This window comes from Ruminococcoides intestinale, assembly GCF_040095935.1.
GTDB lineage: Bacteria > Bacillota > Clostridia > Oscillospirales > Acutalibacteraceae > Ruminococcoides > Ruminococcoides intestinale.
On record NZ_JBBMFQ010000003.1, the window covers coordinates 1 to 24,998 of the forward strand.

24 protein-coding genes are annotated in these 24,998 nt (G+C 41.4%); 16 read left to right on the forward strand and 8 right to left on the reverse strand.

What is annotated here, in order from left to right; translation table 11 throughout:
* The first annotated feature begins 399 nt into the window (after nt 1–399).
* Together WMO31_RS06120 and WMO31_RS06125 are read left to right on the forward strand one after the other, a co-directional pair.
* Nucleotides 400–813, forward strand: a complete 414-nt coding sequence (locus WMO31_RS06120; protein WP_015522968.1) for a hypothetical protein — start codon at nt 400–402, stop codon at nt 811–813.
* A gap of 95 nt (nt 814–908) precedes the next feature.
* A complete protein-coding gene (locus tag WMO31_RS06125; protein ID WP_015522967.1) occupies nt 909–1,325 on the forward strand; it encodes a dockerin type I repeat-containing protein in 417 nt (138 codons plus the stop codon).
* Between the two features lie 211 nt (nt 1,326–1,536).
* On the opposite strand, the gene WMO31_RS06130 is transcribed toward WMO31_RS06125, so the two are convergent.
* The 3 genes from WMO31_RS06130 to WMO31_RS06140 form a co-directional block, all read right to left on the reverse strand.
* Nucleotides 1,537–1,746 (reverse strand): hypothetical protein, encoded by a 210-nt coding sequence (locus WMO31_RS06130; RefSeq protein WP_015522966.1) that lies wholly within the window; start codon nt 1,744–1,746, stop codon nt 1,537–1,539.
* A 230-nt stretch (nt 1,747–1,976) separates the two neighbouring features.
* Complete coding sequence (locus tag WMO31_RS06135; RefSeq protein WP_015522965.1) at nt 1,977–2,405, reverse strand: hypothetical protein; 429 nt, start codon at nt 2,403–2,405, stop codon at nt 1,977–1,979.
* A gap of 124 nt (nt 2,406–2,529) precedes the next feature.
* Nucleotides 2,530–3,264: an HAD family hydrolase gene (locus tag WMO31_RS06140; protein ID WP_015522964.1), complete on the reverse strand. Its 735-nt coding sequence runs from the start codon at nt 3,262–3,264 to the stop codon at nt 2,530–2,532.
* 150 nt (nt 3,265–3,414) lie between these two features.
* Between WMO31_RS06140 and nth the strand changes: the two genes are divergently transcribed.
* Nucleotides 3,415–4,041 (forward strand): endonuclease III, encoded by a 627-nt coding sequence (gene nth / locus WMO31_RS06145; RefSeq protein WP_015522963.1) that lies wholly within the window; start codon nt 3,415–3,417, stop codon nt 4,039–4,041.
* Nucleotides 4,042–4,054: 13 nt separating this feature from the next.
* Entirely contained in the window at nt 4,055–4,888 is an 834-nt protein-coding gene (locus tag WMO31_RS06150; RefSeq protein ID WP_015522962.1) for a Cof-type HAD-IIB family hydrolase, read from the forward strand.
* A 98-nt stretch (nt 4,889–4,986) separates the two neighbouring features.
* Here the strand turns inward: WMO31_RS06150 and WMO31_RS06155 are convergent, their stop codons facing one another.
* Nucleotides 4,987–5,400 carry a DUF3783 domain-containing protein gene (locus tag WMO31_RS06155; RefSeq protein ID WP_298181729.1) on the reverse strand — a complete coding sequence of 138 codons (414 nt, stop codon included), beginning with the start codon at nt 5,398–5,400 and terminating at the stop codon, nt 4,987–4,989.
* A complete protein-coding gene (gene lepA, locus WMO31_RS06160; RefSeq protein ID WP_021882680.1) occupies nt 5,387–7,198 on the reverse strand; it encodes a translation elongation factor 4 in 1,812 nt (603 codons plus the stop codon). Before lepA ends, WMO31_RS06155 begins: the two co-directional genes overlap by 14 nt.
* 429 nt (nt 7,199–7,627) lie before the next feature.
* Here lepA and WMO31_RS06165 point away from each other — a divergent pair, with 429 nt between their 5' ends.
* Together WMO31_RS06165 and asnB are read left to right on the forward strand one after the other, a co-directional pair.
* Entirely contained in the window at nt 7,628–8,083 is a 456-nt protein-coding gene (locus tag WMO31_RS06165; protein WP_101070984.1) for a C-GCAxxG-C-C family protein, read from the forward strand.
* A 134-nt stretch (nt 8,084–8,217) separates the two neighbouring features.
* Nucleotides 8,218–10,581, forward strand: a complete 2,364-nt coding sequence (gene asnB / locus WMO31_RS06170) for an asparagine synthase (glutamine-hydrolyzing) (RefSeq protein WP_367999386.1) — start codon at nt 8,218–8,220, stop codon at nt 10,579–10,581.
* Nucleotides 10,582–10,647: 66 nt separating this feature from the next.
* On the opposite strand, the gene WMO31_RS06175 is transcribed toward asnB, so the two are convergent.
* Entirely contained in the window at nt 10,648–11,541 is an 894-nt protein-coding gene (locus tag WMO31_RS06175; RefSeq protein ID WP_015522960.1) for a M14 family metallopeptidase, read from the reverse strand.
* A 51-nt stretch (nt 11,542–11,592) separates the two neighbouring features.
* Here WMO31_RS06175 and WMO31_RS06180 point away from each other — a divergent pair, with 51 nt between their 5' ends.
* Entirely contained in the window at nt 11,593–12,138 is a 546-nt protein-coding gene (locus tag WMO31_RS06180; RefSeq protein ID WP_337367805.1) for an NUDIX domain-containing protein, read from the forward strand.
* 20 nt (nt 12,139–12,158) lie between these two features.
* Nucleotides 12,159–13,091 carry a bifunctional riboflavin kinase/FAD synthetase gene (locus WMO31_RS06185; protein WP_367999387.1) on the forward strand — a complete coding sequence of 311 codons (933 nt, stop codon included), beginning with the start codon at nt 12,159–12,161 and terminating at the stop codon, nt 13,089–13,091.
* Nucleotides 13,092–13,487: 396 nt separating this feature from the next.
* Here WMO31_RS06185 and WMO31_RS06190 read toward each other — a convergent pair whose 3' ends face one another.
* On the reverse strand, nt 13,488–14,303 hold the full coding sequence (locus WMO31_RS06190; RefSeq protein ID WP_367999388.1) for a DUF4037 domain-containing protein: 816 nt from the start codon (nt 14,301–14,303) through the stop codon (nt 13,488–13,490).
* A gap of 46 nt (nt 14,304–14,349) precedes the next feature.
* Entirely contained in the window at nt 14,350–15,759 is a 1,410-nt protein-coding gene (locus WMO31_RS06195) for an MATE family efflux transporter (protein ID WP_117950227.1), read from the reverse strand.
* Between the two features lie 248 nt (nt 15,760–16,007).
* Between WMO31_RS06195 and WMO31_RS06200 the strand changes: the two genes are divergently transcribed.
* The 8 genes from WMO31_RS06200 (at nt 16,008) to WMO31_RS06235 (ending at nt 24,997) form a co-directional block, all read left to right on the forward strand.
* Entirely contained in the window at nt 16,008–16,601 is a 594-nt protein-coding gene (locus WMO31_RS06200; protein ID WP_117913217.1) for an LOG family protein, read from the forward strand.
* The gene (locus tag WMO31_RS06205; RefSeq protein ID WP_015522940.1) at nt 16,594–16,767 is read left to right on the forward strand and encodes a DUF6472 family protein; all 174 of its coding nucleotides are present in this window, start codon (nt 16,594–16,596) and stop codon (nt 16,765–16,767) included. The genes WMO31_RS06200 and WMO31_RS06205 overlap by 8 nt, the downstream gene beginning before the upstream one ends.
* 376 nt (nt 16,768–17,143) lie before the next feature.
* Complete coding sequence (locus WMO31_RS06210; protein ID WP_195231918.1) at nt 17,144–17,962, forward strand: hypothetical protein; 819 nt, start codon at nt 17,144–17,146, stop codon at nt 17,960–17,962.
* Nucleotides 17,963–18,007: 45 nt separating this feature from the next.
* On the forward strand, nt 18,008–18,814 hold the full coding sequence (locus WMO31_RS06215; protein ID WP_117979763.1) for a hypothetical protein: 807 nt from the start codon (nt 18,008–18,010) through the stop codon (nt 18,812–18,814).
* 115 nt (nt 18,815–18,929) lie between these two features.
* The gene (locus tag WMO31_RS06220; RefSeq protein ID WP_117950231.1) at nt 18,930–19,724 is read left to right on the forward strand and encodes a hypothetical protein; all 795 of its coding nucleotides are present in this window, start codon (nt 18,930–18,932) and stop codon (nt 19,722–19,724) included.
* Nucleotides 19,725–19,761: 37 nt separating this feature from the next.
* Nucleotides 19,762–20,505, forward strand: a complete 744-nt coding sequence (locus WMO31_RS06225) for a signal peptidase I (protein WP_195231917.1) — start codon at nt 19,762–19,764, stop codon at nt 20,503–20,505.
* A gap of 313 nt (nt 20,506–20,818) precedes the next feature.
* Complete coding sequence (locus WMO31_RS06230; RefSeq protein WP_367999389.1) at nt 20,819–22,354, forward strand: hypothetical protein; 1,536 nt, start codon at nt 20,819–20,821, stop codon at nt 22,352–22,354.
* Nucleotides 22,355–22,450: 96 nt separating this feature from the next.
* A complete protein-coding gene (locus WMO31_RS06235) occupies nt 22,451–24,997 on the forward strand; it encodes a coiled-coil domain-containing protein (RefSeq protein ID WP_367999390.1) in 2,547 nt (848 codons plus the stop codon).
* Nucleotide 24,998 lies beyond the last annotated feature (1 nt).

The following is a 24,998-nucleotide window of genomic DNA, read 5'->3' on the forward strand; positions in this document are numbered from 1 at the left end:
CCGTGAGGCATTCAGCTTGGCAGTACTAATAGGTCGAGGGCTTGACCACAAGATTTCTTTGGTCAGCTGTGTAGTATATACTTAAACCGATTGGTCATTCCAATATGAATTTAACTAATCTTTCTTCTTAATCTTCTTTCCTTTATTCAGTTTTCAGGGTGTTTACCCTTTTATATACACCGAGTAATCGGTGGTTCATTTGAACTTTCAGCACCACATTATGTGGTGCTTTTTTGTTTATATTTCAGAAAAAAGTAAAGGGGTATTTTATAACCAAATATTGAAATAGTATTGATTACAATTACTGTATATGGTACAATGATAACAGTTCTAAAAACTATGATGTAAATTTGGATGGTACAGCACATTGATACAGAAGATGATATAGGGGGATAAACAATGAAAAAATTATTATCAATCATACTCGTTGGAATTTTGGCGGTTTCATCTTTCATTTTAACAACATTTGCTGCTGAAAATGAAAAGTCCGAAACTGAAATAGAGCGTGAGAAACTTGGCTGGCTCCTTGACGCATTTAAAATTCTCAACACAAACATTGGTGAGGCGAGAATCTATAACTATGTTGCAGGTGATACATATAATGCTGCATACAATCTTTATAATCAGGACGAACTTGCAACAGCCGAGGAATATAAAAATATGAAGGACAAGCTGTATAGTGCCGCTTATAACCTTCATGTTGATGTTGCATATGCCAAAACTGCTTACGATATGCCTGTAAGGAACAGAATTACAACAACTGGTATTCTGATGAGCAATGGAACGAATTTCAGCATAAGCTTGCTGATTTAAAAACCAACTTAGAGCCGTATATTGCAGGCACTAATGATTACGATGTTTGGGCTATTACAAATGCCTACAACGAACTTCTTGCTGTGTACAACAAGATGACGAATGCCTATACTTTAAAAGGTGATGTGAACAAAGACGGTGTTGTTAATGTTGTCGATGCTACCCTTATTCAGAAATATATCGCCCATGAGGTTGAATTTACAGGTGCGCAGAAGATGTTAACAAATGTAGCAAAGTATGAAAGCGATATATCGGTCATTGCCGCTACTGATTTACAAAAATTTATTGTTGGTCTTAATGGCGACTTTGGAAACAATCATATTTTCCTTGACGAGCAGGATGGTATACAGTATTTTGATGATACAATGCGTTGGTATGCTTACGGTAACTATAATATTTCGCCAAGGTACCCGTACATTACCTATGGTCCGTATGTTAAAAATGAGCATACAGACTTTTTCGTAGTCGGTTATTACGATATGATGTGTAAAGAACATGGCTATACAAAATAATTTCTTCAGATTAAAATTGAAAATATAAAATCGGCGGAAGTAATGCACAAACACATTGCTTCCGCTGTTTTTTGATTGGTCTTTAGTGTCATCTTAATATAGTACATCTTAGGATTAAAGTTGTTCCTTATCTTTACTATCTTCTTGGACATGGTGCGGTGCTACACCGCATAACGAGCAGTTAGGTAAAATGATAAACTTACCTCGGGTATTAGAGCTTATCGCTTTTCAAACTATCTTCTTGAACATGGCGCGGTGCTACACCGCTGATGTAGGGATAAAGTTCTTCGTATGAATCAGCCTGTTCTTCGTTTTGTACAGCCGTTGGAATAAGTCCTGTGCAATCCTGATTTGAACAGGTGTTAAGCTCTAAATCACTTGGTGTTAAAATCTTTTTGTAATCGGGTACTTTGCGTTTCATCTGCACACTTCCTTTGTAAAAGTGTGTGCGGATGAATTGAATTTATGCGTTTTACATAATGATTTTGCAAAATAAAAGGCAGTACAAGGATGTACTGCCTAAAGTGCGATATTACAGTATATTTATTTTTCGTTTAGATTTTACAATCTAAATAATTGGTGAACACGGTTCGCCGCTACAATTGCGGATGTATATTGTTGTTTTTAGATAATTTTACTTCTTAAAGAGTATCAGATTTTACTGCGTTTTTTGGAAAATTTAGCAGTAACAATAATTGCTATAATTATCAAAATGTGCAGTATAATGTGATACATATCAGGGACATACTTTCCTTCTATGCTTATAAGTGAAATGCAATCTTTAAAATAGGCTATTTTGTTATCAATATTTCCCATGAAACCATTTCCGAATATTGTATACCATTCGTGGCTTAGAAATTGAGTGACAAACCACATTCCGAGCCATATCAGATGAAGTATTTTACCAATTTTCTTAGTAAAAAGCATTAGCAAAAATGTAGCAATTGGGATTAACATAAATATCCACTCATCTTTAAAAGAACCCTCGACTAAATACTTATCTCCTATTTTTATTCCAATCATTGCAAGAAAGTACCAAAACAATAAAATGATATTACTGATTAAAACACTTTTTTTCATGATTATGGACTCCTCATTTTCAGCTAAATCATATTAGAAAGCTCCAATGCTTATGTAACTGCTTGCAAAAAGCGTTGCAATGTTACGCTCGGGCATTAAATGTTATTTATTAGTTAAACGGTCTTCACGAATGATTAATAATGAGCTTTTTGATTTTGTACACATCGCCGTCCATAACCTTATATGTACTGCGGAGTTCGCCGTCAATGTCGGGTGAAATGCTCTGGTGAATGTACAGGCTGTCGATACCGAAATCAGCCGCACCGCCGATATCGCTGATATAATCGTTGCCAATCATAATTGACTCGCTCTTTTCAAGTCCGTAACGGTCAAAAAGTGTTTTGAAATATTTTTCGTCAGGTTTAGAACATTCTTCGTCAGAGCTGATGCAAATGCCGTCAAAATATTTTGTCAGATCAAACATATTCAGCTCATTTTCTGTGAATGAACGCTGTGCGTTTGAGAGAAGATAAATCTTTTTGCCTTTTGCCTTGAGAGTGTCGAGAAGATCAAGTACACCGTCATAAAGCTTGATGTACTTTGTTGAGTAGCAACGGAATGCCTCGGCAATAAAAAACACCTCGGCTTTTGTAACCTTAACGCCTTTCTGCGTGAAAAGCTTGCGGAAAACCTTTTCAATTTTTATGTCAACAACTTTTGTGTCGGGAGACTTTTTGAGAACAGCCTTTTTTTCAGCCTGAACAAGTCTGTCGTACTCCTCGTTAAGCTCGTCATAGGTGTAGTGTGCACCCTTGTAGGCATAGAGAATGGCAATTTTCTTCCACAAATCATCGTTCCATTCATCTGTATTAATGTCGATGAGAGTGCCGTATAAGTCAAAAATGTAATTATTGTACATTTTTTGTCCTCCGAAACAAATTTCTAACTTTTATGTGTCTATTGTACCAGTTTTTTATTCTGATTGCAATAGCAGAATTTTTGTGTTATACTGGAGAAAACAGTATTTAATCGCATTTTTTGCATTTTTTTAAAATTACGGGGTGAATTTATGACTAAAAAAGAAATTGCCGTGAACGCTGTTCATGCCTTGAAAAAAGAATATCCCGACGCAATATGTTCGCTTGTCTACACAGATCCGTTGCAGTTGCTCATTGCAACAAGGCTTGCCGCTCAATGCACGGACGCAAGGGTTAATATGGTCACTCCTTCGTTGTTTGACAGGTTCAAAACGGCTCAGGATTTTGCCGACTCAACTCCCGAAGAAGTTGCTGAGTATATAAAAAGCTGCGGACTTTATAAGACTAAATCAAAAGATATTGTTGAAATGGCAAGAATGCTTTGTGACGATTTTGGCGGTGTCGTTCCCGATAATATTGACGATTTGACAAAACTCCCCGGAATCGGCAGAAAAACCGCAAATCTTGTGTGCGGTGACATTTTCGGTCAGCCTGCGGTTGTGGTTGATACACATTGCATACGCATTACAAAAAGGCTTGGACTTCATGATTTAAAGGATCAGAAAAAGATTGAATTTGCATTGCGTGAGCTTTTGCCGCCCGATGAAAGCAATGACTTTTGTCACCGACTTGTTCTGCACGGCAGAGCAGTCTGCACCGCAAGAAAGGCAAAATGTGAAGAATGCTGTATGAACGAATTTTGCCCAAAGAAAATCTGACAGAGGGGTTTGTATGGATAAGATGAAAGATATAAAGCTGATTGCGCTTGACCTTGACGGCACAACTCTTGCCGACAGCGACACCTTGAGCAAACGAACGCAAACTGCCATTGAATCTGCGATCAAAAGCGGAATAACCGTTGTTGCGGCAAGCGGCAGACCGTTCGTTATGATGCCCGACAGCGTGATGAACATTGTCGGTCTGGACTATGCGATTACCTCGAACGGCGCTGTAATAAGCAAGTGCGGTAAAACGGTTCACCGTTCGCTGATTTTACCCGATGATGTGTTGAAAATTCTCGGTGCTGTGCGTAATGACGATGTTATTCTTGAGGGATTTATTGACGGATTTACATATGCCGATGTCAGATATGTGCATAGACCGCTTGACTACGGCTGTGAGCCTGAATATTTTGAATACACCCGTTCATGCCACGGCAAGATTGTCGATATGAGAAGCTTTTTGAGCAAGCATAGAAATGAGCTTGACCTCATCAGCATTATAAGTACGGACGAAAAGCTTCGCAACAGGCTGTGGAGCAGTATCGAAAAGGCTTGCAACAGCGTTGAAATTACGACTTCAACCGACCATTTTGTTGAGATTATGTCGGCAGAGGCATCAAAAGCGAAGGCGCTCCTGCGTTTGTGTGACTTTTTGAATATCGGCATGGAAAATGTCTGCGCCTGCGGAAATGCCGATAATGATGCCGACATGATTGCCGAGTCGGGACTTGGTGCGGCTGTTGAAAATGCAAGTCAAAAATGCCTTGACCGTGCCGATATCGTAATCCCGTCAAATAATAACGATGGTGTTGCACAATTGATTGAGAAAATTCTTAAAAATTGATTGTAATAATGCGGCGGTAATTTCATATAAATAAAAACAGTCGGGAAGACATTGTTTTGCATTTTGCAAACTGTCTTCCCGACTTCCATTTTCCATTTTCAACTTTTCGTTTTCAATTTTTTAAGCATTTCCTCATGGTCGGCTTTAAGTGCTTTGATAAGCGTCAGACTGTCCCAGTCTTTGCTTGTGGGAGTGATAACCGCCTTGAGCGGAACTCGTCCGACACCGCACTTGTTAAGCGCTCTGATTAGCGAATCAATTGTCTTATTCGTGAAATTGTGCATGACAATCATTTCTTCGTCAAAGCCGTCACCGTCAAACTTTTCTGCCGCAGGCTCAATGCCCTTGATGCCTGCAAGGAAACCGATAGGCTGATTGAAATCTTCTTTTTCAACCTTTTTAACCTGAATTTTCAACGGCATAAGTGCAAACTTTGCCTTGCGGAATCTTTCGTCCGAAAAGTTGTAAAACATAGCAAGTTCTTTCATATCTTCACCGTTAATCCGTATCAAGCTTGAGAACCGCCATAAATGCCTCCTGCGGAACTTCAACAGAACCGAGCTGGCGCATACGCTTTTTACCTTCTTTTTGCTTTTCAAGGAGTTTTTTCTTACGGGAAATATCACCGCCGTAGCACTTGGCAAGTACATCCTTACGCATAGCCTTTACGGTTTCTCTGGCGATAATTTTACCGCCGATGCAAGCCTGAATCGGAATTTCAAAGAGCTGTCTCGGAATCTTTTCCTTTAACTTCTCAGCCATCTTTCTTGCCCTTGAATATGCCTTGTCGGCGTGAATGATGAACGAAAGTGCGTCGACAACCTCGCCGTTGAGCATAATATCGAGCTTAACAAGGTTGCTCTGAACATATTCTTTAAGCTCATAGTCGAATGATGCATAACCTCTTGTTCGTGATTTGAGCGTGTCGAAAAAGTCGTAGATTATCTCAGCAAGCGGAAGTACATAGTGTAAATCAACACGGTCGGCATCAATATACTGCATATCGACAAAAGTTCCCCGTCTGTCCTGACAAAGCTCCATAATATTGCCGACATATTCCTTAGGTGCATAGATGTGAGCGTCTGTTACAGGCTCTTCCGCCATTTGAATAAGTGACGGATCGGGGTAGTTTGTCGGGTTGTCAATCATCTCAACTGTGCCGTCTGTGCGTGTGATTCTGTAAATTACACTCGGTGCGGTTGTGATGAGGTCAAGCTGATATTCTCTTTCAAGTCGCTCCTGAATAATTTCCATGTGGAGCAGTCCCAAAAATCCGCAACGAAAACCGAATCCGAGGGCAACCGATGTTTCGGGATCAAACGAAAGAGCCGCATCGTTAAGCTGAAGCTTTTCAAGTGCATCTTTAAGGTCGCCGTATCTTGCACCATCAACAGGGTAGATACCGCAGAAAACCATAGGCTGTGCCTCACGGTAGCCGGGGAGCGGTTCTTCTGCGGGATTTGATGTGAGCGTAACCGTGTCGCCGACCTTTGCGTCTGCAAGAGTCTTGATTGAACCTGTGATGTAGCCAACCTCGCCTGCATAAAGACCGTCGGTCTTTTCGGGAGCGGTTGCGTGCATAAGTCCGCACTCAACAACATTGAACACACTGCCCGTTGCCATAAGCTTGAATTCATCGCCCGGGTGAATCTGTCCCTCTTTGAGCCTTACATATATAATTACGCCCTTGTAGCTGTCGTAGTAGCTGTCAAAAATCAATGCACGCAGAGGAGCGTTGATATCGCCTGTCGGAGCAGGAATATCGTGAACAACCTTTTCAAGAACTGCGTGAATGTTGATTCCTGCCTTTGCGGAGATTTTCGGAGCATCCTCGGCAGGAATACCGATTACATCTTCGATTTCCTGAATAACCCTGTCGGGGTCGGCACTCGGCAAATCAATTTTGTTGACAACGGGAACAATTTCAAGTCCGCTGTCAACGGCAAGATATGTGTTTGCAAGAGTCTGTGCCTCAATGCCCTGTGATGCGTCAACAACAAGAATAGCGCCCTCACAAGCTGCCAGTGAACGGGAAACCTCGTAGTTAAAGTCAACATGACCGGGGGTGTCGATGAGGTTAAAAAGATATTCTTCGCCGTCATCGGCTTTGTAGATAACGCTTACCGCCCTCGCCTTGATTGTAATGCCACGCTCACGCTCAAGATCCATGTCATCAAGCAGTTGCGCCTCCATATCCCTTTCGGAAACGGAGTTGGTCTGCTCAAGAATTCTGTCCGCAAGCGTACTCTTGCCGTGGTCAATGTGAGCAATAATGCTGAAATTTCTTATTTTATCCTGTGGAAAAGACAATGCTAATCACCTTTTTCTTTAATGTCTTTTTTGTACTTTATTTTAATCTGTATTTAGATTTAAATCCGAGCAACGCTCTGCTTTGCTTGCAAGGAGCAGAGCTTGCGACAGATTGCAATCAGTACAAAGGAGCGTCAGCTCCTCGTGAGTTTGGTTGTGGATTATTCCACGGCTAAACTCACGGATATTTCACGCTTCTAAAAGATGTGTGAAATATCTGTACTTAGATTATAACAATTTTAACGAATAAAGCAAGCAAATTTAAAGCGTTCGCAATGTGCTTGTAAACGATACAATTTGCGAAATGCTGTTGTATGATAAATTATATCATACACTAACCTCTTCTACAAGCAAAAAATCGTTGCAGTATTTTGACCTCGGTGTTATACTTTGCTTATATGAAATAACCCTATAAAAGGAGAAATTGGTATGACAAAAGGTGAAATTGCTAAGAATAATTTTATGCAGGGCTACAACTGTGCTCAGGCTGTATTGCTTGCATTTTGTGACGATTTGGGATTTGATGAACAGACTGCTCTTATGCTTGCATCGCCGTTTGGCGGCGGAATAGGCAGAATGCGTGAGGTCTGCGGTACTGTTACGGGAATGTATATGGCTTTAGGTCTTGCAAGGGGTTACAGTGACAGCAAGGATAATGCCGACAAAAAGCGTGTCTACACCGAGGTTCAGCAGCTTGCCGAAAGGTTCAAAGAGGACAACGGTTCAATCATCTGCCGTGACCTTCTCGGTATGAGAGCAAAGGCAAAGGATAACCCGACTCCGTCTGAGAGAACAGAAAAATATTATGCCGCCCGTCCGTGTCCTGAATTGTGCAGATATGCAGCGGATTTGCTTGATGAATACTTAAAGAATAAAAAAGGCTGAGGGGCGTTGCTTTGATTTGAAACTTATGCCTGCAAACAGTTGAATTTGGGAATAAATTGTGATAAAATGTTTAAAATAGGGCATTAGTCTAATGCGGTTAATTTTGAAAATTACCTTGAAAGGGGAATTGTGATATGTGCGGCATAGCCGGCTTTATGGGACAGGTTGAAAACAGAGCCGATGTCATCAGAAATATGACAGAGGTTATCACTCACCGTGGTCCCGACTCGGACGGATTTTTTACGGACGACAATATTTCCATGGGATTTCGCAGACTTTCCATTATTGACCTCGGTGCAGGTCATCAGCCTATATACAATGAGGATAAAAGCCTTGTTCTCACATTCAACGGTGAAATTTATAACTACAAGGATTTGAGAAAAGAACTTATCGCAAAAGGTCATAAGTTCTATACAGATACAGACAGTGAAGTGCTTGTTCACGGCTTTGAAGAGTGGAAAGAAGATATGCTCCCAAAACTCCGTGGTATGTTCGGCTTTGCTATTTACAACACAAAGGATAATTCACTTTTTATTGCCCGTGACTTTTTCGGCATTAAGCCGATGCACTACACTCAGATAGGCAATGACTTTGTCTATGCAAGTGAAATCAAGAGTATTCTTGAATATCCTAAGTTTGAAAAGAAATTCAACAGAAAGGCACTTGATTCCTACCTTTCATTCCAGTATGCAGTTCCGCCCGAAACTTTCTTTGAGGGTGTTTACTGCCTTATGCCCGGTCACTATCTCTGGTACAAGGACGGCGAGGTTGAAACTACCCGTTACTTTGAGGCTCGTTTCAATCCCGACGAAGAAATGACAGAGGAAGAGGCTGTTGACAGAATTGAAAAGGTTTTTGAAAACTCCGTAAATGCTCACAAAATTGCCGATGTTGAGGTCGGTTGTTTCCTTTCAAGCGGTGTTGACTCAAGCTATGTTTCAACATATTTTGCCGACCAGAAAACATTTACAGTCGGCTTTGACTTTGGCGAAAAATATAACGAAATCAGCTGGGCAAAAAATCTCAGCGAAAAAATCGGTGTTGAACACCACACTCACCTTATCTCAAGTGAAGAATTCTGGGACGCTGTTCCGACTGTTCAGTACCATATGGATCAGCCGCTTGCGGATCCGTCATGTATCGCACTTTACTTTGTATCCCGTCTTGCAAGCCATTATGTAAAGGTTGTCCTTTCGGGTGAGGGTGCAGACGAATTGTTCGGCGGTTACACTTGCTACAACGATCCGAGAGTGTTCAAAATTTATCAGACAATTGTTCCGCATTGCATCAGAAAGGCAATAAGAGCAATTTGCAGAAAGCTCCCCGACATCAAGGGCAGAGATTATCTTATCCGTGCCTGTGACAAGCTTGAGGAGCGTTATATCGGTAACGCATTTATGTATGACTACAAGCAGAAGCAGGAGCTTTTGAAAGATCCGTCAATTGCAACACGCCCACAGGATCTTACAAGAAAATATTATTATCGTTGCCGTAAGTATGACGATGTTACAAAAATGCAGTATCTCGACATCAATATGTGGATGGTCGGCGACATCCTCCTTAAAGCCGACCGAATGAGTATGGCTAACTCGCTTGAACTTCGTGTTCCTTTCCTCGATAAGGAGGTTTTCAAGGTTGCGTCATCGCTCCCGACAAAACTGCGCTGCAACAAGCACAACACAAAGTATGCAATGCGTAAGGCTGCCGTTCGCCATATGCCTGAGGCTACTGCCGAAAAAGAGAAACTCGGTTTCCCTGTACCGACAAGAGTATGGCTTCGTGACGAGAAGTATTATAATGTTGTAAAGACAAAGTTCAAGGGCAAAACTGCCGAGAAATTCTTCAATACAGATGTCCTTGTTTCATGGCTCGACAGTCATTTCAGCGGAAAAGAAGATAATAGCAGACGAGTTTGGACAATTTATGTGTTCCTCGTATGGTATGATATCTATTTTGATGAGGACAGCGAAAAGGTTGAAAAGCCTGTAAATCATCTTGATGAACTCAAGGCTGTTGCCGAGGCGAGAAGAGAAAAGCAGATTGACGCTCCCGGTGAGGTAATTATGGCTGCCGCAGAGGAGATTGACGAAAATTACGATGCTCCGGACTTTGGCGTTGACAAGTCAAAAAAAAATGACGAATCTGCCGGAAAAGCGGAAGAACCCGTAAAAGAGGAATCTGCGGAAGATGTGACAGAGGAAGTTGAAGTTCCCGATGACGGCAATGAGCCTGCAATCGTTGAGCCTGAGGAAGAACCCGAGGTTAAGGAAGAGCCTAAAAAAGAGGAGTATGTGAATATCTCAAATCCGGAGGATAACGAGATTTACGATGCTCCGAAAAAACCGTCAACTCCCCAGGAGCAGATGCAGATGGCTATTGACAGCATTGAAAAAAGATCAAAATATCTTGACGAGCCGAATGTAATTTCAGACGAGGCTGTTGACAATATCGTAAACTCAATCTCATTCTTTGATGACGATGACGAAAAAAGTAATTAAAGTATTTGTCAAAATGACAAAATAAACAAGGGCAACCGAGGTTGCCCTTGAATTATATCAGATAATTTAAACCACCGCTCCGAGACAGAGAATGTTTTGCAGGATTTTGTATTCTTCTTCAAAGTCGGAGAGGGGGAGAGGATTTTTGCCGAGCCCCATTTCTATGGTGAGGGCAGGTCGGCGGAATTTTTCGATGAACCAATCCTTAAAGCCGCCGCCTGTGGCAATCTCCTCGGGAAAGGCTATGTTGTAGCCGCTTGCCTGTGAGAATATTGACGCAAGCCGAAAGCTCAGAACGGGTGTGTGTCTGCCGAATGAACAGTAAATTTCCCGTCCCTGACTGTGCAGAGCGATTGCCCGTTCAAAGTCAATATTACGGCAAAGTGTTGTAAGTGCTTTAGTTTCGGGTTCGCTCTCGGGATGATTGCCGCCGAATCTTGTCGGCGCCGGACACTTGATATTGTTCTTTAATTCAAGCTGTTTAAGTCTGCACCAGCCGGCATTGAAATTGTGGTTGATGTCAACTCCACGGGCATTTGCCTGCCATTTATATGTATCGGTGCAGACCTTTTCGACAAGCGGTTTGTATTTGAATGCGGCGTCACTGCCATGCAAGGCAATTTCCGTGCCGTCGGGATTTACGCAAGGCACAATCGTAAGACCTCGAATGCTTAAAAAATTTCCGATTTTGCATCCGCCGACAGTTCTGTCGCTTTCCATTGCCTCACAACATTCTTCAAAAAATTTCAGCAGGGCAAGTATTGTGAGGTACTCCGAGCCGTGAAAACCGCCGCAGTAGAGTACACGATTCTTGGTGTTGCCGATGTGCAGAACATCAATACCTCTTCCGCACACGCTTTTTCCGGCAAAGCAATGCTTGATGAACTTGTACCTGTCGCAGAGCTCGTTTATGATTTCCTTGCGTGTTTTGTAATCGGGAAAAACATTATAATCGGGCATAACAAAATCCTTTCCTTTCGATAATTCAATCTTTAAAACGGAGGCATAATTATGGAGCTTTTTGAAAAAACTCTTGACAGCAAGAAAATTTTTGACGGCAGAGTTCTGCATATAGTCCTTGACGAAGTGGAGCTTCCTGACGGTAAAAGGTCAAAGAGGGAGGTTGTCAATCATCCGGGCGGAGTATGCGTTGCCGCTCTTGATGAGGACAATAATCTTTCTTTTGTAAAGCAGTTTCGCTATCCGTACAAGGAGGTTGTGCTTGAGCTTCCTGCCGGTAAGCTTGAAAAGGGTTCTACTCCGCTTGAAAACGGAAAGCGTGAGCTTCTTGAAGAAACGGGACTTGAGGGTTACTCCTACATTTCTCTCGGTCAGGTCTATCCGTCTCCCGGATACACCTCGGAAATTATCCATCTTTATGCCTGTCGGGTAAAGTCACAGGGTGAGCAAAGGCTTGACGAGGGTGAGTTTTTGAATGTTGAAAAAATCCCCCTCAACAAAGCCGTTGAAATGGTGCTTAACAATATGATTCCCGACTCCAAAACACAGATTGCCGTTTTAAAGACTGCCGCACTTTTGAAAAGCGGTAAAATTTAATTTAATCATAGGAAATATATATGCAGAATTTTACTGTTTCAGAACACGAAAAATTGAATACTGCCGTTGCTCTCGGATTTTTTGACGGACTTCACAAGGGACACCGAAGGGTTATTCTCTCGGCTGTTGAGCAGAAGAAAAACGGACTTTTGCCCGTGTGCTTTACATTTGCTCAAAGCCCGAAGGAGGTTCTCGGAAAATCTTCTAAGGGTGCGCTTATGACAACGGAAGATAAGCTGAAAACACTTGAAAGCCTGGGTATTGAACATACCTTCAGTCCTGACTTTAAAAAGCTGATGAATATGTCTGCAAAGGACTTTGTCGAGAAAATTATTTTTGGCGACCTCAATGCAAAATTTGTTGTCTGCGGTTTTAACTATCGTTTCGGAAAAAACGGCGAAGGCGATACCGATTTGCTCAAAAAGCTTTGTGACGAGAACGGTACAAAGCTTAAAGTGATTGAGCCTGAGCGTGACTGCGGCGATGTTGTTTCATCAACACTTATCCGCTCGCTTGTGAGCGAGGGCAGCATTCGCCGTGCAAACAAGCTTTTGTGTTCATATTTTGGTTTTTCTGCCGTGATCACTCACGGAAAAAGACTTGGCAGAGAACTTGGTACTCCGACAATCAATCAGAAACTTCCCGAAAATCTTGCCGTGCCGAAATACGGCGTTTATGCGTCTGCCGTTACGCTTGAAAACGGAAAGGTCTATTGCGGTGTGACTAATATTGGTGTAAAACCGACGGTCGGAGGAACAAAGCTTTTGAGCGAAACATGGATGCCTGACTTTCACGGCGGTGAAATATACGGTCAGACAGCCGATGTCCGTCTGCTTGATTTCATTCGTCCCGAAAAAAAGTTTGACAATATCACCGAATTAAAAAATGCCATAACCGACAATGCAGTTACGGCAAAAGAGATTTTTGGTGAGATGTATAGATACGGAGTCTGAAGTAAGCGTAGTATTTATCTATGGTTGACATCGCAATTCCAGCTTGATACAATATGATACGAGAACACAAGGAAGTTTAAGGCGGTTAGTCACATCCAAACGCAAACCGATGAAAGCATTGGCTAATATGTGCAAGGAGGTGACAAAGGTGGAATACATAATTTGTTTTACCTTACTTGTTACAATAATAATTGTTGCAATAAAAAAATAACCGCCCTACAGCCTCGAAAACTTAGGGACGGCTATTTTCGTCTTTACTTTTCCGGCTAACCGCTTTTAACGGTTTTCCTTGTGTTCTTATTATATATTATGCAAAAAGCAATGTCAATATTCCATTTGAATTTTATATGGCTGAAAAATGTTGAGCGGTGACGGAACTTTCCGACACCGCTTTTTTTATTTAAATTCATCATTAAGAATTTCATCAAGGTTATTGACCATTGCTGTGACGATTTCATATGAACCGCCGTCTGAGATTGACTTCATAAGAGCGTTTATGTTTTCTTCAAAATCCTTTGGCAAGAGGGCGCAATACTTTTTGCAGAGCTGAACCTGTCTTTTTTCACCGGGGTGTGTCTGACGGTTGAGTGCGAAGATAACATCAAAATAGCTTTCGAGAAAAGCGGTGATTCTGTGATTGACACTGACGATATCGCCACGCTCCTGAGCCTTTTTAATCTGCCTGTCATATGACGGAAGCTTTCCGTTCAAAAGGTTGCGGTTGTTTTTGATAATCGCACTGCGGAGATTTTCAGGAAAATCAATCTGCGCCATATCTCTGAATTTTGTGAAAGTGCCTGTCTTGTCAAAAAGAACCTTGCTGTTCTTGATATTGTGCCAAAATGCGGTTGTATAGCCGTTAAAAGCCTTGCCACCCTTGATCACCGTATCAATATACCGACCGAACCTGTCAACTTCACGGTAGATTATGTCAACGGGAATACCGTTATTCATAACCGTGTTGTCCTCGCTCTCCCAATAATGATTGCCGAATTCTGCAATCGAACAGTATTTTCCGAGGAGATTTTCTCTTGTTTCGGCTGTCGGAATTTCAGCACAGTAAACATAAATATCGTAGTCCGAATTTTCATCACTTGCACCTGTTGAACGAGAACCGCCGAGTGCGACAGCCTCAACCGTATCAAGCGACTTGAGTGCAAGCAAAACTTCTTCAAGGTTTGCGTCCTTAACATTGTATTCCGCAAAATTCATAGTTTTGATCTCCTTTATTTTATGGTATCATATTCCTTTTGTCGGATTAAGCCGTAACTTCTGCCGTTTCGGTTGGACTTGTCTTATCTTCAAGCACAACCCTTTTGCCTCTCCAACCGCCCTTTATCCAGCGGATAAACACAACGACGCCTCTGAAAATTTCATCGGCAGCCATGGCAATCCAAATTCCGGTAAGTCCCATTCCGAAATAAATTCCGAGCAGCCAGCCGAGTCCGACACTCAAAAGCCACATTGAAAAAATTGCGAGTGCAGTCGGAAATTTAACATCGCCGGCGGCTTTCATACTGTTGATTATAACAAGGTTTGTTGTTCTGCCGAATTCAAGAATAATCGCAATGAACATAACCGATGAACCGAGTGCGATAACAGCCTTATCGCCTGTGAAAAGTCCGAGCGTAAACGGCGAAATCAACCAGTTTACAATTGCAACCGAGATTGAAATTATCATACCGAAACGCAAAGTTTTCAGCACTCTGCGGTATGCAAAATCGTAATCGTGAGCGCCTACGCTGTGACCGACAATAATCTGTGTTGCATTTGCAGCGGCAAGAGCAATCATATATGTAAACATTGAAAGCATGTTGGCGTAGATTTTTGCGTTGATTGCAACGATACCCATTGTGTTGATGAATGCCTGTAAAAACAGCTGTGAACAGTCGTAGGAAATGTTCTCACCTGCTGTCGGAATGCCGAGTTTAAGAAGGCTTTTGAGAACATCATACGGAAACGGACGAAGATATTTAAGGCTGAACTTGCCTTTGATAACCGTGTAGAAGTATATAACGGATGCAATTACCGCAATAACTCTGCTTCCGCATGTGGAAACAGCCGCACCCGACGCACCGAGTCCGAGAACCTGAAGCGGTCCGTAGAGCAAAAGAGCATTTCCGCAGATATTGATAATGTTCATTCCAAGACCGATAATCATACCGAAAACGGTTTTGCCGTTGCTTGCAAAAATTGAGTTAAAAGCATTAATAAGCGCCTGAGTAAAGATTGTACCGCCGACTATTCGCATATACATATCCGATTCGTCAAGCATTGCCGCAGGCACCTGCATTGCCTCAAGCAGATTCCGACTGAATATGAATACAACAAAGCTGATTACAATACTCAGCACAAGGTTGAATGACAACGCAACCGTGTAAATCATATTCATCTTTTCTTTTTTACCTGCCCCAAGGTACTGGCTGACGATTATGCCCGTTGCGCTTGATATAATGTTAAAGGCAAGAGTCAGAAAACCGAGAACCTGGTTTGCGTTGCCGATTGCACCAACGGCGGTTTCGTTGTAGTTTGAGAGCATAATCGTGTCAACATAGCCGAGTGAGATGCCGAGCAACAGCTGTAAAAATATCGGCCACGCAAGCTTGATTACGCGCTGATTCATAACTGAATCGTTCGGATTTTTGAGTTTTGAAGAAGTAGCAGACATAATGTAATCTCCGTTGAATAAAATGATTAATATAAGTTTTAATGTTTTGAATGTTTTGAAAAAATATATTCTGTGTAAATTGTGCATTGCCGTTGTTCTGACTGCTTGACCGCCGTGTATTTGAGATGTATAATCTAATTGCGGATGGTTGCAATCTGTCGCAATCTTCAAACTAAGTTCAGATAACCGACGGTTGTTTTGGATAAAATCAGAAAAAATACAACGCAAATGCGAAAGGATAAATAGGTATGAATATATGCGTTTTTGGCTCATCAAGTGAGCAAATTGACAAAATCTATCTCGAATCTGCCGAGCATCTCGGCAAAAAGATTGCCGAAAAGGGCTACAACCTTGTTTTCGGTGCGGGAAAATACGGTGTTATGGGCGCATCTGCCCGAGGCGCATACAGCGCAGGTGGCCACACAATCGGAGTTACACCCGATTTTTTTATTGATGTGGGTGTTGTTTTCGACAAATGCTCCGAACTTATTGTAACAGATACAATGCGTGAACGCAAAGGTATTATGGAAGATAAAGCGGACGCTTTTGTAATTTGTGCCGGCGGTATGGGTACTTTTGAAGAATTTTTTGAGGTTCTCACACTAAAGCAGCTTAACAGACACACAAAGCCTATCATTATATATAATGTAAAAGGCTACTATAACTCAATGCTTGCAATGCTTGACAATGCCGTAAGTGAAAAGTTTATGACCAATGCCTGTAACAGACTCTACACGATTGCCGATACCGAAGAAGAAGTTTTCAATCAGCTCGAGAATTATGTTCCGTTCACCTACAATAAATATGAGTTTCTCAAAAAGGACGGTGAGCAGAATGGCTGACCAATGCGAATTTTGTGCAAACTTTGTCAGTGATGACGAATTCGGTGATTATTGCAATATCAACCTTGACGAGGACGAAATGGCAAGATTTTTAACCCGAAGCACAGACACCTGTCATTACTTTCAACTTTATGATGAGTACAAAATAGTGAGAAAACAAAATTAAATAATTTAAAACAGCAATATAACAAAATAAGTTACACGGTTGTAACTTTTGCCTCAAATTTAATTAAATGTCGTTTGTTATTATTGTAAACCTAAAATCCCCTTAATTAAAGGGGATTTTTTGTTTTTTTATATCATTTTAAAGGTTAGAATATGAATAAAAGACAAGCAGATTAAGTCCGTTAAAATATAATCGAAAAAGAAAAGTTTAGAGGAATGCACAAATGTAATGTGAAAATCTTGTGAATTCATCCAAAAAAAATGACAGAGGACAAATAAATATTGCAAAATGTGCGTTGAAGGTATAGAATATTATTATATTTTGTACAGCAGTGCGTTATTTTAGTGCATTATTTTTTAAGAGGAGAGGGTTTTTTATGGGCCTTTTTAACAGGATTATTGATAAGATGGTCAGCGACAAAGTTCCATTTAAAAAGAGAAAAAGGCTGATTGTTTTTGTTGCAATCATAACCCTTCTTTCAATGACAACAGCAACGGTTGCGTGGTTCACGGTAAATACATTTGCAGGTGTGGACAGGCTTGATCTTAATATCAGTCTTGCCGCTCAGCTCAAAGTAAGTATGGAAAACCACGGCAAAGACCTTGATAAATACGGCAAGGTAATCACGAACGAGATGATTGACGATTACCTTAAAAAGCACGGTTCAAGCCTTAAAGATACGGTACTTGATCCTGTCACAACAAGAGAGGGTACAGTATTTACCAATCAGCGTGGCACAGTCAGAGAGCCTAACAAGCGCAGCTACCTTGAGTTTGAATGCTACTTCATTGCGACTGAGGAAATGTGGGTTCACCTCACAACCGAAAGCACAAAAGCAGGCGCTGATGACGGTACAAAGGTATCGACAGAATCAACCGGTGCAAAGGCTGATGTAGTAAATTGTGCGAGAGTTGATTTCACAGCCGAGGGAGCAGGCAACGGCACAACAATTTATGAGCCGAACAGAAGCACTCCCGTAAACGGACAGACAACCTTTGATTTGCCGTCAGGTTCAATGGTTTACTCAAACAACACAAGACTTTTCCATCTTAATCAGCTCGATCCTGTTAAGGTAACAGTTCGCCTTTGGATTGAGGGTAACGACCCCGAGTGTGATGATGATGTTCAGGATGCACACATTTCTGTTCAGCTTGGCTTTGTCGGATGCGATAAGGATAATAAGCCAATATCTTAATTAACAACAACCAAACGGATTTAACTTTTGAGGGGAGAGAAAAACTTGTTCGGAAAAAAGAAACCAAAAATTGAACAACCGATTACTCCCGAGGAGTTAAGTCGCTTAAACGATAAGAAAATGGCAGATGCCGAGATTGAACATTTTCATGTAAAAAATGATTCAATCGAGATTGTAAAATACAAAAAGCGCAGACGGCTTTTGAGCATTATCCTTTCGGTCTGCATAATCATTCTTCTTATTCTGTTCATCGTTTCAACGCTTGTAACGCAATGGGGCGACTTGATTATCAGCATTGATTCTCCTGCCGTAAAAAAAGGTATCGTGCTTAGCGAAGACGCTGACTTCAAAACTCAGTGTGCTTCACTTACAGCGGAGCAGGTTAAGGATGTTACAAACATTACATATTCATGGCTTCCTGTTGACCTTGACACAAGCAAGGACGGTGCGCACAACGGTAAAAACTATGTTGCTTATACTTTCTATTGTAAAAATAACGGAGAGGTTGAGCTTGACTATGATGCAGTGCTTGAAATCACAGGTGCGGCGAAGTCGGCAGATGAAGCAACCCGAGTTATGATTTACAAAAACGGCAAGGGTGCAATTTACGGCAAAGGTCAGTACAAAGACAGAAGCAAAGCCGAAACCGATTGCACAAAGTTTGTAAGCGATAAGGAAGTTTATAAAACATCAACCGAAAAATTCAAGGTTGGCGATATTGACAAATACACAATCGTAATCTGGATTGAGGGTAACGATCCCGAATGTATCGACGATATCCGTAACGGTCATGTCAGAATGAGAATGCTGTTCTCGGTTCGTGACGATGAAGAATCCACAGCAAAACCGTAATTTTCGGTACAGTATTACATCAACTTGGTATTATGTGCCTCGGCACTGATATAGCAAAAAAATCCCTATGGTGTTTTAGGGACAAAAAATTATTTTATTTAGGAGGAATTTCTCTATGAAAACAACATCAAGAAAGAGATTATTAATCTCTTCCGTAGCAATGCTCCTCGTGGCAATGCTCGCACTTGGTACAGCAACATTTGCTTGGTTTACAACAAGCACAAATCCTTATGCTGATAACTTTAGTGCAAAAACTACAAAGCAAAGTACACTTCTTCTTTCTGATAGTAGCAGAACCGGTTGGACATCACATCTTGATTATAATGTAGGCAACAAAACAATGTACCCTGCTTCAGGTAACGGTACATCATGGGTAAAAGGTACAGCAAGTAACTCTCTTACAGGTGTCATTGATCAGAACACTTTACAGGCTGTTGCTCCTTCACCTGCACAAGGCGTAATTCCGTCTGATTATCTTTTTGCTCAGGAACTTAACCTGAAGAATAACGGTACTGCTGACATCAAGGATGTATCTATTGATTTCTATTTAAATACAAGTGATAACAAAGACGCTGCTGAGTATGCTCGTGTAGCCCTTGTTCCTATCGACGGTACAAAAGTAACCGCTGACGATTATGTAGCATTGGGCAACAATGTATATTCTACTACAACTAAGACTTATAACCCAATCATCAAAACAGACGGTACTGAGGGTACTCAGATCTCTACAAAGACTACATTCCATGTTGATGTAACAACCGGTGATGAAGTTATGAAGCCTGATGAAGTAAGATACTACAAGTTGTATGTATGGTTCGAAGGTCAGGATGAGAATTGTGTAGATGCTCTTTCCGGCCAGAAAATCCCAGGACTCAAATTTGATGTTTCTTCTACAATGGTTGAAGAGTAATTGATTTTTAATTTAACCCCGCGATTGGAGACCCCTTATGAAAAAAGTTATAAAAAGAATAGTAAACATAGTAATTGATATTATTGTGATTTTGATTCTGGCAGTGTCGGTTTTAATCGTTACATTGTCACTAACTTCCAAATCATCAGGGGTCCCCAATATTTTCGGCATTGCACCCCTCAGCGTTCTGACAGGTTCAATGGAAGATACAATTAATACAGGCGATCTTATTTTCTGTGAGGTTACAGACGATCCTTCATATGAATATAAGAAAGGCGATATTGTTACTTTCTATAAGGATATCAACGGTAATTCCGAACTCAATACTCACCGAATTGTTGAGGTTGTTAAGGATGACAACATTACCTACTACAGAACACAGGGTGACAATAAGAAAACTAACCCTGAGCCCGATGAAGAACTTCAAACTTCTTCATCTATTGTCGCCAAATACACAGGTACGAAGATTGGCGGCGTGGGTAACTTTTTAAGCTTTCTCAGAACTCAGCCTGGATTTTTCCTCTGCGTTCTGCTTCCGATGATTATTTTCTTTGTTTATGAAGCAATCCGAGTTGTTCTCAACCTCCTTGCCTACAATAAGGAAAAAACTCTCGAAGAGGCAAAGCTTGCGGTTGATTCCGCCGAGCTTACCGAAGAACAGAAAAAGAGAGCTATTGAGGAATATCTTGCCTCCGTCGGAGAAAATCAGGACAAGGCGGAAAATGAGCCCAAAGTACAAACACCTGCTGATGGCAATAATTCCGCTGATAATTCCGATTAAGTTATGACAAATTTGTCCCTAACGCACTAATAGCGTTTATCGTAACGGTATATTTCTTTCTCAGTCTCAGTGCTGAGAAAGAAATACAGTTACAGCTCACAGTAAAAACACAACAGAAATTTATCAGTTAATTGCAGTGGCGAACCGAGTTCTCCCATCTGAAATACGGATTTTCTGATAATACAAAAACAAATCATTAAAGCAAAACCGTTTCCGTCGGAAACGAACGGCGATTTCCTATCGTCGCAGTATAAGGCGATAAAATTTCGCCTAAAGAAGATGAGAGTAGATTTTTTTAAGGAGACGAAGTACCGTGGATACAGTATTTAAATTTCTTTTTGAATTTCTCGGTCAGTTTTTTGGCTCATTATGGTCAATAATCACCGGGTTATTTGGCGGAGTAGGCAATGCCTTTGATTTTTCCGCTTATGTAAACATTATTAATGCCTATACCACGGAGCTTGGCGGCCTTGCATGGGTAATTGCAATTATTGCCATTGTGCTTCTGGTTGCTGTGCTTGCACTTTGCGTATGGCTTATTGTCGTCGCTGTAAAAAAGTTTATTCGTTCGCACAGAAGAAGAAAAGATACAGATTCTCTTGTTAAAGAGGTTCAGGCACTCAACAAAGAGGTTATGAGACTCAACCTTGAAAAGGATAAGATTCTCTCTATGAAGGTTTCACAGATTGGTCTTAACCCCAACGAGATTGCAGAGCTTACAGGCGAAGAAATCGAGTCACTCAACAACGGCGAAGAAGAGGACACAGGCGAAAGCCGTTTCTACAAGCTTACGGAAATCGACCAGCTTTGGGCAGATTATGTTCCGCCGGTTTATGACAACGATATCACACTTCCCGAGTTCTGTGAGCGTTTCAGACTCTTTGCTTGTTCACAGCTTGGTCTTTACTACGATATTAAGCTTATCAGACTTTTTATTGCGTCATTCGCATCAACAAGACTTATTATCCTTCAGGGTATTTCCGGTACAGGTAAAACTTCACTTGCATATGCATTCGGTAAGTTTGTAAACAACCCGTCCATCGTTGCATCTGTTCAGCCGTCATGGCGTGACAGAACAGAGCTTTTCGGTTACTTCAACGAATTTACTAAGAAGTTTAACGAAACAGAGCTTCTCCGTGCAATGTACGAGGCTTCTTACAATGATAACATCTACGCCGTAATCCTTGATGAAATGAACATCGCAAGAGTTGAGTATTACTTTGCAGAAATGCTTTCAATTCTTGAAATGCCATCAAGAGACGAGTGGGTTGTTGATATTATCCCGAACTCATGGCCGAGCGACCCTAAGCATATTGTAAACGGTCAGCTCAGAATCCCGCCGAATATGTGGTATATCGGTACTGCCAATAACGATGACTCGACCTTTGCCATTACCGATAAGGTTTACGACCGTGCTATGCCGATTAACATTGACACAAAGGGTGTTCCTTTTGACGCACCTCTCACAGATCCTGTTTACATTTCATACAAACATTTTGAGTACATCCTCAATGCCGCTAAGGTTCAATTTGTTGTTTCCGAAGAAAACATCAAGAAGATTACTCTCCTTGACGATTATGTTATTGAGCATTTCCGTATAGCTTTCGGTAACCGTATTGTTAAACAGCTTCGTGACTTCGTTCCTGCCTATGTCGGTACAGGCGGAACCGAGCTTGACGGTCTTGATTATGTTCTTGCCCGTAAAGTATTCAGAAAATTTGAGTCACTTAACCTTTCATACATCCGTGACGAGATTGACGGCCTTTGTGCGTATATTGACGAGCTTTTCGGTGAAGAAAACATGAACGAAAGCAAGGATTATCTCCATATGCTTAAAAAGCTTGTATAATTTTAGCAATTCAGGGCGAACTCTGTTCGCCCTTTGCTTGGTGAAAGGACTTTGCGCCTTTTATAAACGGTAAACTATCTGATTGGAGAAAAATCAATGGCTGATTTTAGTAAATATTTCAGAGCATATATGAATATGCAGGATATTCTGAAAAATGATTTTACCTACAACTACATAATGGAAGGCCTTAAAGACGGCGACAAGGGCGAGGACAGACTCGACGGTAAGACCAACGAAAAGGTTATAGACATGGAATGGGTTGTTGCCATTGAGGAAACTCTTCCGTATATTCGGAAGGCAATTGACGAACAGCGCCGTTTTATTAAGCAGGTTGACAATGTTGTTAGAGTTGAGCTTGCAAAAAAGATTGGTCCCGAGTCGGTTAAACACCTTTCGCAGCACACTAACTTTATTGCCAAGGTTGAGGGTGATATGGTAACACCCAATAAAATCCTCACAATTGAGCGTGAAGAGAGCTTTGCAATTTACGAAAACCGTGTTCTTATGACGCTCATTCGTAAAGCGCTTCACTTTGTTGACGACAAGTATTCAAAGATGAAGGATGTGCCGAACGACAGTTATAACGATATTTCTATGGTTCGTCACATTAATTTTAACGAGAAAAAAGTAGATTTTAATCTTAACTATATAAATGAATCGCACGAAACACTTGCCGATGACCTTGATGTTCTTGATGTTACACAGCTTTCGGACTTTGACCGAATCAGAAAAATCAGAACAACACTCAATGAGTTTTTGAACACTCAGTTGATGAAGGAAATCGCAAATGAGCCTGAGGTTCACCCGCCGCTTACGCAGACCAACCTTCTCAAGAAGAACCCTAACTTCAAAAAGGCGGTTGAACTATGGAACTTCCTTGACAGCTACAAACGCAAGGGCTTTGAGGTTGTTACCGAGGATTATGACGGTAAGATGACGGACGCGGTTCAGCAAGATGTTTATTTTGCAATGGGCTTTGAGCATTTTATGATGTCTATAGCAACCAACCCCGGACTTCGTGTGATTCTCAAGGACCAGTACGACGCAGAAAATGCTCGTCTTGCTGAGGAGGCGGCAAAACCTCAAAAAACCCGTGAGGCGGTTATGAAGGCACAGCTTGAGGCTGTTCGTAAAGAGGAAATGGAAATCCGCCTTCGTGAAATCCGTGACCGTGAAAAGAAAATTCTTGACCTTACAAGTGAAATCAATAATTTAAAGGTTATAATCGATCAGAAAGAACAGCAGATTCTCACACTCAGAGGTAAGGTTTCTGCTCTTGAAGACCGACTTGAAGAGGTTAAGGCTGAACTCCAGCAGACAAAACTCAAGTTGATGGAGGCAGAAAAGAGAATTGCCGAGCTTGAGGAAGAAAATCAGCAGTTAAAAGATACTATTGAAGAGTTGAATAAAACGATTGATGAACTCAATCAGACTATTGACACACTCAATAAAAAAATAGTAGAATTAAATGACAGAATTCTCGTGCTTGTGCAGGAGAATGCTCGTTTGCAGACAAAGGTGAAAGAGCAGGAAACTGTTATCGCCGAGCAGAAAGCTCATATCGAAGAACTTGAAACTCAGGTTGCCGAACAACTTGCAAAGATTACGGCTCTTACGGAAAACCTTGAAAAATGTCATGCGCAGATTGAAGAGGACGCTCGTAAGATTACCGATTTGTCTGACAAAAATGAGAAGCTCACTGATACTCTCCAAACCGAACGCATTCAGCATAAGGAAACAGTCGACAAAATGAATGCCGATTTTGCTGAAGAAAAACAGCAGATGAACGACGCTCATTCGGCAGAGGTTGAATCGCTTAACCATAAATTCAACGATGCAGAGGCTGAACATAACACTTATGTAGCAAAGCTGAATGCGGATTTTGCGGCAAAGGCAAATGAAACAGAGCAAAAGCATCTTAAAGAACTTGCCGATAAGGAAGAGGCTCACAGGAATGAGCTTGTTGAAATTAAGGAAGCCAACCTTAAATCATCAGTCGCAAATGACGCCGCTCATGCGTCAGAGCTTAAAAAGGCTTATAAGTCGGTTGACAAAAAGGTTGAGCAGGCAGAAAAAGCTTGCGAAAAGCGTATGAAAGCCAAGGTTGCCGAGATTAAAAAAGAGGCTCAGGCTGAAATTCGCAAAGCCGAAAAGAAAGCAGGCGAAAAAATCAGCCTTGCAAAGGAAGAAGTCAAGTCGATTAAGGATGTCGGCGATTTGTTCGTTCGTGACTTCGGATTCGGCAGTGTTGCTGTTGTTTCTAAATATGCCGAAGAGCTTGCAAAATTCGGCAAGCTTTCAATTGCAGACGAGCTTATGGACGCTCAAAAGTCTGTAAGATCACTTTGCATTTGCAGAAGCAAAAAGGGTGTTATGCTTGCAGGATATTCCCGTAACGGTGCAGATGTTTACAAAATCTATAAAAAGCAGGCAGACCTTGAAGTTGCTTTTTCGGATTTGTGTTCAAAGCTGAAAAGTGCCGGAAGGCTTCCGCTTGTGATAACATTCTCAGGAGTTGACAGACCGTTTGCAATGAACTTTGAAAACATTGTTCGTGAGTCAACAGGCAAAAAAACTACTGTTGTTCATAACAAAACATTGAAGGCTGACGGATTTGTTGCCGTTTACTATAGTGTAGAATAAG